This window comes from Virgibacillus tibetensis (genome assembly GCF_036026595.1).
Classification (GTDB): domain Bacteria; phylum Bacillota; class Bacilli; order Bacillales; family Amphibacillaceae; genus Virgibacillus_P; species Virgibacillus_P tibetensis.
The window spans coordinates 100,213-115,615 of record NZ_JARZFX010000008.1; the positions used below are offsets into that span (position 1 = coordinate 100,213).

The 15,403-nt window shown below is 36.5% G+C and carries 17 protein-coding genes; 12 read left to right on the forward strand and 5 right to left on the reverse strand.

Annotation, left to right across the window (positions count from 1 at the left end; genetic code table 11):
* The first annotated feature begins 464 nt into the window (after window positions 1–464).
* Both QGM71_RS15030 and QGM71_RS15035 read left to right on the forward strand, forming a co-directional pair.
* Window positions 465–959, forward strand: coding sequence for a GNAT family N-acetyltransferase (locus tag QGM71_RS15030; protein WP_327608376.1), 495 nt, complete (start codon window positions 465–467; stop codon window positions 957–959).
* Window positions 960–978: 19 nt separating this feature from the next.
* A complete protein-coding gene (locus QGM71_RS15035; RefSeq protein ID WP_327608377.1) occupies window positions 979–1,599 on the forward strand; it encodes a YdcF family protein in 621 nt (206 codons plus the stop codon).
* A gap of 54 nt (window positions 1,600–1,653) precedes the next feature.
* On the opposite strand, the gene QGM71_RS15040 is transcribed toward QGM71_RS15035, so the two are convergent.
* Window positions 1,654–2,391, reverse strand: a complete 738-nt coding sequence (locus QGM71_RS15040; protein ID WP_327608378.1) for a YqjF family protein — start codon at window positions 2,389–2,391, stop codon at window positions 1,654–1,656.
* Between the two features lie 506 nt (window positions 2,392–2,897).
* Between QGM71_RS15040 and QGM71_RS15045 the strand changes: the two genes are divergently transcribed.
* The 9 genes from QGM71_RS15045 to QGM71_RS15085 all read left to right on the forward strand — a co-directional run bounded on the left by QGM71_RS15045 (window position 2,898) and on the right by QGM71_RS15085 (window position 11,364).
* Entirely contained in the window at window positions 2,898–3,818 is a 921-nt protein-coding gene (locus tag QGM71_RS15045; protein ID WP_327608379.1) for an HD-GYP domain-containing protein, read from the forward strand.
* Window positions 3,819–4,290: 472 nt separating this feature from the next.
* Window positions 4,291–4,452, forward strand: coding sequence for a hypothetical protein (locus tag QGM71_RS15050; protein WP_327608380.1), 162 nt, complete (start codon window positions 4,291–4,293; stop codon window positions 4,450–4,452).
* Between the two features lie 162 nt (window positions 4,453–4,614).
* Window positions 4,615–5,139, forward strand: a complete 525-nt coding sequence (locus QGM71_RS15055) for a hypothetical protein (RefSeq protein WP_327608381.1) — start codon at window positions 4,615–4,617, stop codon at window positions 5,137–5,139.
* Between the two features lie 392 nt (window positions 5,140–5,531).
* Complete coding sequence (locus tag QGM71_RS15060) at window positions 5,532–6,836, forward strand: DUF4139 domain-containing protein (protein ID WP_327608382.1); 1,305 nt, start codon at window positions 5,532–5,534, stop codon at window positions 6,834–6,836.
* Between the two features lie 236 nt (window positions 6,837–7,072).
* The gene (locus tag QGM71_RS15065; protein WP_327608383.1) at window positions 7,073–8,434 is read left to right on the forward strand and encodes a metal ABC transporter solute-binding protein, Zn/Mn family; all 1,362 of its coding nucleotides are present in this window, start codon (window positions 7,073–7,075) and stop codon (window positions 8,432–8,434) included.
* 212 nt (window positions 8,435–8,646) lie between these two features.
* Window positions 8,647–9,492, forward strand: a complete 846-nt coding sequence (locus QGM71_RS15070) for a protein-glutamine gamma-glutamyltransferase (RefSeq protein WP_327608384.1) — start codon at window positions 8,647–8,649, stop codon at window positions 9,490–9,492.
* 193 nt (window positions 9,493–9,685) lie between these two features.
* Window positions 9,686–10,009, forward strand: a complete 324-nt coding sequence (locus QGM71_RS15075) for a PadR family transcriptional regulator (RefSeq protein WP_327608385.1) — start codon at window positions 9,686–9,688, stop codon at window positions 10,007–10,009.
* Complete coding sequence (locus tag QGM71_RS15080; RefSeq protein WP_327608386.1) at window positions 10,002–10,562, forward strand: HAAS signaling domain-containing protein; 561 nt, start codon at window positions 10,002–10,004, stop codon at window positions 10,560–10,562. Before QGM71_RS15075 ends, QGM71_RS15080 begins: the two co-directional genes overlap by 8 nt.
* Window positions 10,555–11,364: a DUF4097 family beta strand repeat-containing protein gene (locus QGM71_RS15085; protein ID WP_327608387.1), complete on the forward strand. Its 810-nt coding sequence runs from the start codon at window positions 10,555–10,557 to the stop codon at window positions 11,362–11,364. The genes QGM71_RS15080 and QGM71_RS15085 overlap by 8 nt, the downstream gene beginning before the upstream one ends.
* Window positions 11,365–11,531: 167 nt before the next feature.
* Here the strand turns inward: QGM71_RS15085 and QGM71_RS15090 are convergent, their stop codons facing one another.
* On the reverse strand, window positions 11,532–11,993 hold the full coding sequence (locus tag QGM71_RS15090; RefSeq protein ID WP_327608388.1) for a divergent PAP2 family protein: 462 nt from the start codon (window positions 11,991–11,993) through the stop codon (window positions 11,532–11,534).
* Window positions 11,994–12,161: 168 nt separating this feature from the next.
* Between QGM71_RS15090 and QGM71_RS15095 the strand changes: the two genes are divergently transcribed.
* Window positions 12,162–12,437 (forward strand): hypothetical protein, encoded by a 276-nt coding sequence (locus QGM71_RS15095; RefSeq protein ID WP_327608389.1) that lies wholly within the window; start codon window positions 12,162–12,164, stop codon window positions 12,435–12,437.
* A gap of 51 nt (window positions 12,438–12,488) precedes the next feature.
* Here the strand turns inward: QGM71_RS15095 and QGM71_RS15100 are convergent, their stop codons facing one another.
* From QGM71_RS15100 to QGM71_RS15110, 3 genes are all read right to left on the reverse strand, one after another.
* Window positions 12,489–12,650, reverse strand: a complete 162-nt coding sequence (locus QGM71_RS15100) for a hypothetical protein (protein ID WP_327608390.1) — start codon at window positions 12,648–12,650, stop codon at window positions 12,489–12,491.
* 203 nt (window positions 12,651–12,853) lie between these two features.
* Window positions 12,854–13,930 (reverse strand): YkvI family membrane protein, encoded by a 1,077-nt coding sequence (locus tag QGM71_RS15105; RefSeq protein WP_327608391.1) that lies wholly within the window; start codon window positions 13,928–13,930, stop codon window positions 12,854–12,856.
* 231 nt (window positions 13,931–14,161) lie between these two features.
* Window positions 14,162–15,337 carry an NAD(P)/FAD-dependent oxidoreductase gene (locus tag QGM71_RS15110; protein ID WP_327608392.1) on the reverse strand — a complete coding sequence of 392 codons (1,176 nt, stop codon included), beginning with the start codon at window positions 15,335–15,337 and terminating at the stop codon, window positions 14,162–14,164.
* Window positions 15,338–15,403: the final 66 nt, after the last annotated feature.

The window sequence follows — 15,403 nt, forward strand, 5'->3', positions numbered from 1 at the left end:
GCAAGGGTTGGTCTTGCTTGGCAAATTAGCCTACCGCCACCACTTCTCCATGTAAAGTTGTATTTATACAGGATTTATTGCATACGCCCGATTGCCAAATGGTACATTTTTTAAATGCCATTAACAGAAATTCAGAAGAACTATATCCGCCGGAATTCCAATGTTAATAATAACAAGCCTAATAATAGTATTTTTAGCACCTACAGTAAGGGAAAAAATAATTGTACCTACATTTCTTTTTGTGCTTTGGCTAAGTCAATTAATCTACACGTATAAAAAATCAATACAAGATGTGGATAAAGTGAACAAGGAGTGATTACAGACAGATGAAAAGGTATGTGAACAAAAGAACTATAATCATATTCACGGCAGGCTTTCTTTCCTATTTCATATTCTCGACATTATTTAAATTACTTTTCTAAACTTCTTTACTTATGTATACAACAATCTGGGAGGAACTTTATATGATTATCACTAACAGGTGTATACTCACTGCTGTTCAAGAGTCAGATTATGAGGACATAAAAAAAGTTTACCTAAACGAAAAAGTAAGGCAGTACCTTGGAGGGACAGTCAGGGAAGAATCAATTGACGGGGTATTAGACATCATGCTAAACAGCGATGGAAACTCTTGGTATTTTTGTGTTAGATATAAACAAACAAATGACTTTATAGGTTTAGTTTCATTGGATCCTCACCATACAGGAAAAGACATGGAAGTATCTTATCAACTTATCCCGAAATGGTGGGGTGCTGGTTATGCAACAGAGGTAATCACGGAAATAATTGGTTTTGCATTTACTATTCTGAAGTTACCAAGATTAGTTGCTGAAACACAAGTTGCTAATATCCCCTCTAGGAAGCTCTTAGAAAAAGTAGGGATGAGACTGATCAGTACATATGATAGGTTTGATGCAGAACAAGCATTATATTACCTGAAGTCATGTGACTTTAAATGATTAGGAATGGGGTGAAAATATGCTATTAAATATATCTCAGTTAGAAGCGGTTAAACTGACCGACTTACAGAAGACAGAGCTGCTTTTTAAAAATTTAACAGATGATAATAAGCATGGTGATTGTATTTTTGTTCCAGGAAGCAGTAAGGCTGTACAATATCGTTTGCCAAAAGCGATACAACTCTATAAGGAAGGGAGGGCAAAAAAAATTCTGTTTTCAGGTGGAGTAATCTGGGATGGCAGTGAGCTCTCTGAGTCTCAATTATTAAGACAAGAGGCTGTTGAGCAAGGAATACCAGAAGAAGACATTTTAATTGAGAATATATCACTGCATACGAAAGAAAATGTACTTGCTTCGTTGATCGTATTGGATAGAGCATTCTATTTGCATAATATAAAACGGATAATTGCGGTTACTGCCTTCATCCATATGCGCAGATTTCACTTAACACTTCAGACCTATATGCCCAATTGGATTGAATACTCCTTGTGTCCTGTTAATGATCAGACAACAAGAGAAGATAACTGGTTTATGAATCCCTATGGAAGAAAGCGGGTGGATAGAGAATCTGCAAAACTCATAAAATATGTTAAACAAGGTGTTATAACAGATACTGTAGTTGACCTATCCACCGAATAATATGCCCGTTAATTCCTGGAGCTTCCGTAGCCTTATAATAGGTAGGAAGCTCTTTTAATCGACTTTTTTAATAGGCCAGAAAAGAGCTCGACATGTGACCGCGTAATGGAAAAGTCGTTTCTCATTCAGAACAATATCAGGTAGGAAATTTGCCATGTTTTGTTTTACAATGTCAGCTTTTGCGTCATGGATTTTCCACTGTTTATGATGAATGCCTCCAAGGAATAAAGAGTTGTTTCGAGACGTCCATAAATAATACCTTTCCAATAACCAATAAGGAAGACTCCGTTCTTTCGGGTAATATGCTTCAAAAATCGGGTGGTAGCTTCCCAGGAACATGATATTTGAATTCCCTTTACGAATACTGCTATAGTGGAAAGTTCCGTTGGTCTCTCTCATTTTCATTTTTGCATGAAAATAAGGTAATGAAGCAAGCCTTGCACCTAATACTGCAAGAAGCTTATCCGCCTCCAAATTAAAAAAGTAAACGCCAGGGATGCCGTTTCTACATACATAAGTTCGAACATTCAGTTCTAAAAATGAATGTAAAAAGGGGATTGGTGGCATGTTGCGAAAGCGCATATCACTTATTCGAAACGGAATTATCGTCAGCCAGGCAACGCCGTCATAAGTATCTAGATCCAAACCCTTAGGAAGCTGTCTTTTCATAATTTCTGGTGGAACTGGCAGATGCATAAATAATAGATGATCCCATTTTTGTGCCATCAACCATTGGCCTTCTGGTAAAGGACTTTTTCGATGCTGTGTACTGTTTACTATATCTTTATACATTTTATCTCCCCATACATGGTAAGGTTTTAGTTCTTCCTTATTATGCTACTTATTATTGCCCTTATGTGCTGCCGTATTAACACTGGGGCACCAATAGAGTAAATAAGAAGGAATAATTGCTTGTAGTAATAAAAGTAAAATGAGGTTGGGACAAGAGAGGGATTATTCAGTAAAATCAAAATATTAACGCCTGAGCAAATGTACCGCTTCGGCAAAATACTTCGCTTTTTAGTGGGCACGGCTTCAGCTAACTGTGTGAAGAAGAGCACTTCACACAGTGGATCTTCAGCTCGTGCTGTTCCCACAGGAATCTGCGTATTTTGCTTACGCTAAGTTCCGATTGTTCGGATTCTTGTTCTTTATGTCCCAGCCTCATTAAAACAAGCATCGAGCCGATAAGTAGTCTTAATTCAAGAAAAAATACAATTTATATGGTATAATTTTTAAAAAAATCATTACTTTATGTCTAATTTAGTGATTTTACAATATATAGGGGGTGGGACTTATTGGCTAAATACAGTTTAGAGGAATTAGCTGCTACTATAGAGAAGAATGCTAATATAGTAGACCAATGGTTTGAAGAAATGGAAGCGAGTATAGGGCACTATATACCGGAAGAAAATGGATATAAGATCTATGATGAAGAAGATCAGAAAATAGCCTCGTATATTGCAGAGAAAAGAGAAGAAAAAAGATCGTTTAAAGATATATTTAATATGGTTGAGAAAAAGTTTTCTCTTAAACGAAAAGAAATTCCGACTGAAAAGGAATCTTCTTTAATAGAAGAAGAAAATTCACAAAGGGAGTTCTCAACCATAGAAGAGGGTACATTGGATAGCTTGGGGCGTGACCCGGAAAGTCTGTTTTATGAAATAGCCCAGGATAATGAGATTATTCACATATTTAAATATCATTCACTTCGGGTTATGTTCCTTGCAAGTACATTAGCCAAAAAAATGGGATGCTATGACGAGGACTTACGTGTAGCTGCTTTGTTACATGATATAGGCAAAATGGGTATATCCAGAAATATATTATTGAAGCCAGAAAGATTAAGTGAATTGGAATACACGATTATTCAAAGTCATTCTCATGTAGGGAATGTAATTGTTCGGAAGCATCTAGGTCTTACCAAAGCGGCAAAATTTATTCGCGATCATCATGAAAGATGGGATGGAAAAGGCTATCCAAGAAGGCTGTTAGGTGATGAAATTACGGTTCAGGGACGGATCATTTCTATTTGCGATGCTTTTGATGCAATGACAATTGACCAACGTAATTACAAGAGTAGTACATTAAGCTATGAAGAGGCATTCAATGAATTACAGCGATGTTCCTGGACTCAGTTTGATGGGAATTTAGTGAGTATATTTATTGATATGATGAATGAAGTTACAATACCAGACTATATGATACAAGAGTTATAGATAAATACCCTTCTTTTAACCGGGCAGCATTCTGTACTGGTTTGCTATCTGATTTTTATATTTTACATACGATTTCCTTCCTATTAACTTAACAACTAAACTACATACTGACATATCTGCCGCAAATAGTTTTCTACGCTAGTTTATTAGCGGCAGATTTTAAAGCTGGACGATGACTTTCCATAAAGTCAACACCACTTATATTCCTCATTCAACCCCTTAGTGCGTCGTCGAAACCTATTTTTGTAATAATTATGTTTCATTACCAAATAAATTCCTCCCTATCTAGTTGGTTACATTATTTATGCATTTTCATGGACATTTTATTCTATTGCAACTGGGTTTATTATCTTAGGTTTTTTTCTATTTATTTAAATGCAGGAATTACAACATTTTATAAAATAATGTCCCGACTGAGATCATGGGTCGTGTGACAAGTGTTTTTCAGTTGGTTCAAGGAGGGTTTCAAGTCTTGTTTATACTTGGTATCGGTATTACAGCTGATATTATTCCTTTGCGGATAACAATTGCAGTTTCCGCAATTTCAATGTTTGCTGCTTCACTAGTCTTTTCAGCAGCAGTAATTAAGTCTCTTAAGAAAAAGTTTTATCTGGAAGAGAATGAAGTAGTATAAAATAAGAAATGAATAAATTTGCAGAACTTTCTCCGGGCTTATATGTCGGAAAATTTTAAATACTGGCACAAGCGATTGGTATAATATGTTAATATAGAAGTGAATGGAGATGATAGTGTTCATCTTTCACTTCTTTCACGACTAGTTAGGGGAGGGCATTAGTTGAAAAAACAATTTCTTATTATCCCGATAACTTTCCTTTTACTTACTGCTTTTTATCAACAGACCGTTTATGCTAATTCATCTTGGCAATGGCTTACTTCAAGTCCAAAGCAATTATTACCTTTTGCAATAGTTCTAACAATTGGAATAGAAGTAACTGCAATTTTAGTATTAGGGAAACTAAAAAAGGATTTATCTTTAAGTGGAAAAACAGTAGGTATCATTGCAATAGCCAACCTCGTTTCATTTATAATTCCATATTTCTTTAGAGCAATAGAACACCTTGGTGTTTCAGGAGGGTGGGGAAATGCCTGGTATGATGCATTCGCATCTGGTCCTTATTATATCGTTTTATCTGGCTATTTATTTTTCACAATAGCAATAGAGCTACCTATCATTTACTCTTTTTTAAGTAAATACACAAATAATAAGCGGAATTTGTTGGGGATAATCCTATCTGTCAATATCCTAACTACAATCATTGTAGCTGTAATGGAGCGGATGATGTTCCCTGGGCAATGGTAATATATTGTATTTTTAAAATAGATATAGATAAAGGTTATGGGAGGAAAGATCTTGCAGAATAAATACTAGTGGTAGTATTATCGATTGTTTTAGGATCTGCTATGGTAAGCACGATGGATACATTGAGTTACAGCTTTAAATCAATTTTTTATGGCATCTCATTGGCGGTATTAATTGTTATCTTTTTAGTGGAATTATATAATAAGAATATTTTATAATAATACATTGCTTTCTTTGGCATCTGTTTAAAAAAGATTTCTGCATTCAGATACAGATTTATGTATACCTTTTGAACTAAACTATAATCAAGGAGAAATAAAGGGAATTCCATCTTCGAGTAACGAAGTCATTATGTAGAGGATTCTAACATTTATTAACAAGGAGAGATAATGATGGTATTTAAGTCTACAAGCAAGACTACTTCGGATCTAGCACTTACGGTGTATAATGAAGACTTTGCGGTTGTGAAAGAGAAAAGAGCGTTTAAGGATTATAACAGGCAGGAATCCGTTCAGTACATGGATGTTTCGGAAATGATTGAAACAGATTCTATTATTATAAAAGGGCTGGAAATCCAGGAGCTTAACTATGACTATGATTTGGTTGATAAGACTAAGCTGTTGAAAAAGTATATTGACCAGAATGTATTCCTTTATGATCAGAAAGAAAATACTAAAAAGGAGTATCGTTTATTGAGTGTTAGTCATGGATTAGTACTGGAAAACTTAAAAACAAATGAAATTGTAATTGATCCAAAAGAAGAATTGATTTTGCCAAAATTGCCGGAAGGTCTTATAACAAAGCCGTCTCTCATTTGGAAGGTAAAGCCCCAGAAAGTAGATGAGATTGATGTCACCTATACTACGGGAGGTTTGAAATGGGAAGCAAATTACGTGGTTCATTTAAGCAAAGAAACACTGGATCTTACCGGATGGGTCCTGCTAACGAATAATTCAGGAACCACTTTTGAAAATGCACGGCTTAAACTGATTGCAGGTGAAGTCAACCGTGTTAAAGATCTTGATCCTGTATATGAGCGACAGATGTTAGCAGACAGTCCTATTGTCTATTCGGAGAACCAATTTGAGGAAAAAAGCTTCAATGATTACCACTTATACAGTCTTCAAGGAAAAACTACATTAAAAAACCAACAGGAAAAACAAATCAGTCTTTTGACTGCCACCGACGTTAGTTATGAAAGATATTACGAGTACAGATTTGAAGATGAGAAGGCTCGTATAATGATAGATTTTTCTAATACAAAAGCAAATCAGTTGGGTTTGCCTTTTCCAAAAGGAAAGATGAAAGTATACAGTGAAGATGAAGAGGATGCGAGCCTGGAGTTCATCGGCGAGGACACCATTAACCATACACCGAAGGAAGAAGATATAAAATTATATCTGGGAGATGCGTTTGACATAGTGTGTGAAAGCAGAGGTTCGGATACGTATAAGAAGGGCAAGCATGAATACTATGAATTCGAATATGTATTAAAAAACCAAAAAGATGAAGCTGCTACTATGATAATAACACATCCCATTTATCGGAAACATTGGAAGATGAGCGAAACATCTCATGAATATAGAAAAAGGGATGCAAGCCATATAGAATTTGAAATTATCATACCAGCTAATAAAGTAGAAACGATTGCTTTTACTTATGTAATTAATCATAGCATACATGTAATTGTAGATTAGCTGGTGAATAATATAGGTATAAATTATTTACCAATAACAGGTGCAGTTCTGTTAAGGAACTGTGCTTTTTTTATTGAAATAACAATAGTTTCAGGTGCAAACTGTGATACCTGTCGAACCAATCCTATTCAATTTTAGTAAATAAAGAATAAATCGTAACTATTACTATTTACAAATCGTAATAGTTACGATATGATAAAAATAGTTTAAAAGACATATAGAAAGGAAGACGAGAATTGAGTATAGGTAAAAAAATTATCACTTTATTTTTTGCGGGGCTTATTTTATGGGGATGTACACCCTCAGAACAAGTTTCTAGCAGTATGGAGGATTCAGAGCTTAAAGTGTACACAACAATTTATCCATTTCAATATGCAGTTGAACAAATTGGAGGAGACACTGTTTCAGTTGAGACGGTATATCCACCTGGAGTAGATGCTCATACATATGAACCTACATCAAAAGACATGACAGCTATAGCAAAAGGGGATGCATTCATTTATTTAGGAGCTGGAATGGAAGGTTTTGCACAGAGTGCAGCTGCTGCACTAGCATCACAGAAAGTAAAATTAATTGAAATTGGTAAGCATGAAGAACTTTTCCGTGAGGGACATGGAGAAGAAGCGCATGACCATGATGATCATGAAGAAGATACCCATGGAGAGGAAGCGCATGACCATGGCGATCATGAAGAAGATACCCATGGAGAGGAAGCGCATGACCATGGCGATCATGAAGAGGATACCCATGGAGAAGAAGTGCATCACGATGATGATAAAACCAGTGCAGACACAGATGCAGTTGAAATTGAAGGTATGTCAAAACATTATCATTCGGGGGAGGCTGTACAGCTAACAGCTATTCCTAGTGAAGAACTCACTCATGGTCATTGGAGTTGGCATACATTAGAGCCTGGAGATGAGGAATGGAAGACTATATCGGATCAACAAACGAATAAATATGAAGGTAAAGCTACTAGTCATGGTCAACAGATTAAAGCAGCCTTTTTAGACGATGATCATAATACGGTTGCTGAGTCTGAAGTTGTAACCATTTTGATTGATGATCATGACGGCGATTATGACCCGCATATTTGGATAGACCCACTACGCATGATGGAAGCATCTGAAATTATTAAGGAAGAACTAATCGCATTAAATCCTGAGCAAGAAGCCTTGTATACTCAGAACTTTGACGAATTAAAAAAGGAATTAATGGCATTGGATGAAAGATATATAGAACTATTGGAAACAAAAGAAAATAAACATATCATTGTACCGCATGCAGCATTTGGATACTGGGAAGAAAGATATGGAGTACGTCAAATAGCAGTTAGTGGTTTATCATCGAGTGATGAACCATCACAAAAGGATCTTACTCAAGTAGTTAAAAAGGCGAAAGAATATGATCTAAGCTATATTCTGTATGAACAAAATAGTACAAATCGATTATCAGAAATTATTCAGGAACAAATTGGAGCAGAGACGTTAATTATTCACAATATAACTGTGTTAACGGAGGAGGATCTGGCTAATAAGGAGGATTATATTTCTCTAATGAACTATAATTTAGAAATACTTGATAAAGCGACAAAATAACATAAATTCCATTAATTTAATCATATAAGGTACGAGACAGCGAGTAACTGACCTCTTATTGGCGTGAGCAACTCCTGGATCTACCTGGTACTGAGCGCTACTGAGTATGGCAAATCAGTAGCGCTTAAAACTTTTTAACAAGTTTCCTGAATGTTGGAATAGACTATAATATCACTGAACAACTTCTTCTGAAAATAGAAAGAGGGTGCAGCATGATTGAGATAGCAGGAAAACCTTTTGATTCAAGTGATATGGGGCCAACTGATAGTACGGAATATAGAATTATTCAGGTGATGCAGGATTCCCCGGTTGTTTATTCATACCAATCTGCAGAAGAATTGTTGTTTGAAGTTAAGTTGCGAGAGCATATTATGTTAAGTGCAAGATTAATGAATCAGAGTGATGCTCAGTTTGCAACATTTGCTTTATCCCGTTGTAATCCTCTTTACTGGCATTTGACAGAATTTGGAGGATTTCAACTGCAGGAAGGTGTTAAACCATCTGAAGCAATTAACGATATTTTCATAAATAGCTCTCTATATGCATTTGAATGTGCAGGTGCTAAGGTCATCATTTACTATCATGCAGTTCTTCAAGTAATTGGCGAGACCTCATTTAATCAATTATTTCAAAATATCTACATATACAGCTGGCATACAGATCCTGATCTTGGAATAGATTCTACATACTCAACCTATTTTCTTCCAGGGGATGTTGTCTATTTCATGAATCCCGAGGTTGATCCACGCGTTTCGCATTGGAGAGGGGAAAATGCTGTTGTGTTGGGAGAAGACACTTATTTCGGGCATGGGATTGGAATAGCCAGCGCTGATCAAATCATCGAAACATTAAATCGTGCAAGAAAACCGGGAGCTTCACAATCAGCCTATTTGACAAATTTAGTAGTAAGGCCATCATTTAAACATTTAATGAAGATCTCCTTGGAGCCACGGGTTCACTCTAGGTCTAAACCTCATCTTATTATAATTACACATAATGAGAGCTCAATTTCTTATTACCGTTATAGTCTTTTCCTAGGAGAATATTATGGATTCTAGAAGAAAATGATAATCTATAGAAGGTCATACGTACAAGAACAGGTGGGTTCTTTTTCTGCGTATGATTTTCTATTTTTACAGTACCTTGCATTAAACAGTAGTTTATGATAAAGTAACATTAATAAGGTACTTGTAATATTATAGTACTGTTCATAATATAATAGTGAAAATGAAGAATGAAGGTGATCAAATCGTGAATATACAATTTAAAAAAGGCGCATTAGAACTGTGTGTTCTTGCATTACTGGATAAGCAGGATCGGTATGGATATGAACTTGTTCAAACGATTTCCGACCAGATTGCCATCTCAGAGGGATCGGTTTATCCGCTGTTAAGAAGGTTGAAGAAAGAAGATTTCGTTACAACCTATTTACAGGAATCAACAGAGGGACCATCTCGTAAATATTATAAGCTTACTGTTAAAGGCAGTGAATATCTTCACGTGCTATCTGATGAGTGGCGGGAATTTTCTAACGGTGTTAATCATTTAATAAAGGAAGGTGTAAACGATGAATAAAGATCAGTTTTTTAAAAAACTAAACCTGTCATTAAAAAGCCTATCATCTGAAGAACGAAAGGATATATTACAAGATTTCCAGGAGCACTTTGAGATAGGCAGGGTGGAGGGGAAAACAGAAGAGGAAATTTCGGATTCACTTGGGTCACCCAATCATATTGCGAAAGAATTAATGGCTGCACATTATTTGGAAAAGGTGGAGGATACTTCTACAGCAGGTAATATCCTGCGGGCAATGTGGGCAGTTATAGGTTTGGGATTTTTTAACTTAGTTATTGTGCTTGGACCATTTATTGCACTAGTATCCGTTATTTTTGCAGGTTGGGTATCTGGTGTTGCATTTATTATTTCACCCCTGCTGGTTTTAATTGACCTTGTACTCTATCCGGGGACATTTCAGTTTTTTGATTTATTCTTTTCGATTGCCCTGACAGGGCTTGGACTATTAATTGCAATTGGTATGCTATTTGCAACACGGGCTGTTTCCAATGGATTTATTCGCTATTTAAACTTTAATGCAAAACTTGTGAAAGGAGGTCTGAAACATGAGTAATGTAAAAAAAATTGCGCTTATTGCAATTCTGCTCATTCTAGTGGGGGGCATCGGAAGCATACTCATTTTTAACCTAAATGAACCTGTATCTGTTGCTGAAGCGAAAGAAATTGATAGTACAACGATTACTGCAGTTGAAGTCCAAGCAAACAATGGGAAAGTGGAAATTATGTCTGCGGAAGGCTCCACGACCAGGGTAGAACTTACAGGAGAAGGTATTAAAAATAATAAAGAAAAATTGTCTGTTGAACAAAACGGGAATACATTATTCATTCAAACTGTTAACCAAAACAACAAATTATTCAATTTTAATTTCTTTACTGGTTCAGTAACATTAAAGGTTTATTTACCAGAAGCAGTATACGAAACATTACATGTTGCTATTGATAATGGGAGCTTAGAAACTCAACAAGTTACTATTAAAAATATAGATGCAGTAACAAAAAATGGGCGCATAACGATGGATAATATTACTACTGACACGCTGCATGTAAAGTCAAACAATGGAAAAATAGTGCTTGATCAGGTTGAAGGCGCAATTACCGGGAAAACAGATAATGGATCAATATCACTTACAACGAAAGATTTAGACCGTTCAATTGACTTCGAAACTGATAATGGAAGTATTAAAATACAAACGGAACAAGAGCCAACAAACGCATTATTTGATGTAAGAGTGGGAAATGGAAAAACCTCTATATTCGGATCATCCAATTGGGATACGTTGGTTGGTAATGGTGATAATATTATTAAATTAAGTACAGATAACGGTAGTATTACAGTGGAAGACCAGACAAGGTAACATGTGGCAAATAGATAAGAGGTAGAGGCTGGGACATAACTAAATGGGAAGAATGAGAATCCGAACAATCGAAGCGTTACATTTGCTCAGGCGTTAATGTTCGGATTTTCCTGAATAATTCCTCTTTTGTCCCAACCTCTTACAGATTCAGTCACAACTACATTGTGCTACTCTTTTTCTTTCAAGTAACTGACAACTCCGATTGCTGCACCTAACACCGCACCACCAGCTACCTCGATTGGCAAATGTCCAAGCAGCTCTTCTAATTTTTCTTTTCTTTTTTTGTGATAGATACCAGGATGTTCGTCGGACAGTTTCTCTAACTGTACATTTAATTCGTTTACTTCCATTGCAATTTCTCCTGCCTGCCTACGAATACCCATAGCATCGTATACGACAATCAAACTAAAAATCGTGCTGACACCGAAATCTATCGAAGGTACGCCTTTCTTCAGAGCTACATACGTGGTAAGTGCTGCGACAGCTGATGAATGAGAGCTGGGCATACCACCAGTACCAACGATCCTTGACAAATCCCATTTGCCTTTATCCAAATAATTCAATGGTATCTTTAAAAATTGAGCAGCACCTATCCCTATTAATGCTGTTAGTATGGAACGATTTAACATTAGCTCACCTCAAGCTATAGGATGAGAAATAAATAGGACTTTTATTCAAGAGAATTGTATTAAGTACGTTGATAACATACATGGGGCGGTGAATAATTTGTTAAGAATACATAATCCAAAAGATATTAGGAATAATATCTATAGATTTTCACGAATGGAGAGAAACCTATGGAACAAACTAACTTACACGGGAAATTACAGCAAATTAGTCAACATATAGCCGAGGCGCAAGAGGCTGTTAGATTGGCACAAGGGTCAGATCCGCAACTCCTGCTCCAAGCGCAGGAACAGCTTCAGCAGGCAGAAAAGGAGCTGCAGCAAACGAAAGACCTGGAAGGAACAGCAGCAACAGAGAATTCTCAATTTCAACAGGCCTATGAGCAACTGCATGATACCCGGCAAGATATACAGGAAGCACAACAAAATAATAACGGAATATTATAGAACCTATTTTATTCTACTATTAAGTAAAGGCTGTCATGGAGACAGCCTTTACTATTTTTCCTTTTGGTTATTCCTGCGGTTCGGTCGATTATTAATTAAATCCTTGAATTCATTTTCCACACCAAACTCCGCATTATTTCGTTCTCTGTTATGGGAAATTTTATTATTTTGTTTATTTTTATCTTTATTACGGTTTTTATTTTCTTCAGACATGAGTCAAAAGCCTCCTTTAATTTACTCTATTAGAAAATATCCTGTCCATTTTCACAAAATTGATTCCTAATTTTGTGTATTAAAATAAACAGGAGATATTTTAGAAGGACCACAGAATATAAACTAAAACGCTTGGATTCAATTCTCTTATATGAGAATTGAATCCAAGCGTTTTGGGATAATCTTTTCTTTTTCTAATCTGGCTAGTTCCCTGTAGCTTTTTGGGCATCTCTTTTATCTTTGGCAAGTTTAAACGGTGCATAGATAAGGGCTCCGATAAGAAACAAACCAATATATCCGATTAGCGGATAAAAGAATGCAACGAGCTTTGTGAAACCCGCAAAACTTGCAAAGAATGCAACTACACCTGTTATAAGGGTAGCGTAGTTAAACTTCTTCGTGTTTCTTTCAACAAAACGGGCAATAAATGCGTAGATCATGCTGACACCAGTATTAAAGATCATCCCGAATAGGACCAGGGACATTAAAATGGCTAGAACGGGTGAAATATCATCAACAATTTTCAACATTGGCATATCAAAGTTTGCCACTACGTTTACTTTAGAGAAGATTGCAAGGTGACTAAGAATGATAAGGATCCCAATTCCAAGTCCTCCAACTAAGCCACTGGCTGCAGCTATCTTTTCATTTTTCACAGTTCCACCCATCACAAGCGCCATAGCGGCCCCTACTGCGATATTAAATGACACATAATTGACTGCTGAAATGAACCAATGTGGTAACGAAGATTCCTGCTCTTTTGCAATTGGATCAAGCTCAGAGAATGACATGTCCATAGTGAACAAGCTATAGACTCCGATCATAATTAATACAAGTACAAGAACTGGTGTGATACTTCCTATTATTGCAATAATCCTTTGTACATTAAGCATCACCGTTAAAATAATTAAAACTGTCAAAATCATACTTCCAATAAAGGGACTTAATCCAAACTGTTGATTCAGGATGGATCCAGCACCTGCGATCATTACTACACCGACACCAAATAACGTAAATACAATGATTCCGTCAACTACAATTCCAAGATAGCGTCCACTTATTTTATAGATAGCATCTTTATGAGAAATTGTTTGCATGCGGCTCCCAAGCCACGTTAGTGTCATACCAAGGTATGCGAATAATGCTGTTGCAACAATTGCTGCAATGGTACCCATGTGACCAAAACTCGTGAAATATTGTAAAACTTCCTGCCCCGAAGCGAATCCTGCTCCGACGATGATCCCGATAAAAGCGCTACCAATTTTTAATATTTTAAACATAAGTTCCTCCAAGTTGTCTGTTTTTGTTAGTATGCCTTACTTCGTTACTTTTAGCAGATCACCTGTTACATCATAAATGAACTGATATTTTTCGTCAAATTAACAATTGTCTATTCCTTTATTGTGACCTATTACTATTGAACACACCAAAATTGAACCGCCTTATAGTAAGTCCCATTACAGCGTGCGAAGGAATAAGACGGCCGCTTTTGTATTATTTATCTGCTGACCTTAAACTTGTACTTTCTTAAAACGGTCAAATCGTAACGATTCACCAGGAATAATCGTTTCTGTTTTCTCAAGAATTAAATCTTCTATTAGTTTTCCAGTCACTGTTGCTAAACTAATTCCATCACCCTCATGACCTGCTGCGATATAGAAACCTGGTACTTCATCTACAGCGGAAACAATTGGTAAATGATCATCTGTGTAAGGTCTGAATCCGGTATATGTACGGATCATATTAAAATCATTCAAAGCAGGGAAGAATCGCATGGCTCTCTTAGCCATTGTATTAACCACGTTCATGTCGACACTGCCATCATATCCGACAAATTGACGGCTGCTTCCAAGTAAGAAGTTTTGGCTTTCTGTAGGCTCAAGTACAAGAGCTACACCGTGTTTTTCGGTTAGTTCGTCTACTTGACGGGCACGGCCAAATTTATTCATTAAATAGCCAAATTCCATAACATTACGCATCATGATTGGTTTTTGTCTTGCTCCAACCATAATATGTCCTTTTCTAGGAATAATCGGGATATCAAGATCCAGCATTTTTCCAATAAAAGGAGCCCATACCCCAGCTGCGTTAACTACCTTTTTTGCGGTAAATGTTCCATTTGTTGTTTCGATAGTAAAGTCTTCTTTTTTTGAAAGCCCTGTGACCTCAGCCTGGGTTTGTAACTTCAATCCATATTGCTTCGCCTTGTCAATGAGTGAATAGCAAAATAAGTACGGGTTTATGAGTGAATCAGTTTCACTTTCCAGCCCACCAGGAATATCATGTGCGAAATAAGGCGATTCCTGACGTATGTCCGCATTACTAAGGAAGTTAAACTTCAAACCACCTTCATTTTGAGTGTCCACCCATTTTTTTGCTGCTTCTGCTTCGTCTTCATTGTCACAGACAAGAATACTGCCAAGTGCACGGTATTCGAAGGGAAGGTCGAGCTCATGCTGCAGATCTGCTATTAATTCCTGACTTACCATGGACATCTGGCTGTCAAAACCAGGATCTTTATCAACGATGGTCACATTTCCATCACATTTAGAAGATGTGCCGCTTGCAATATCATTTTTTTCAATGAGTATACAATCTATTCCTGATTTTGCAAGATAATAGGCAATGGAACAACCGACAATGCCGCCACCAATAATTGCTACTTCTGAATGATTTTTAACCGTCATAACGCATTATCTCCTTTTTTCGCAAAGACATTTATTCTATAAAGAAACATAGTCTGGCAAAATTCG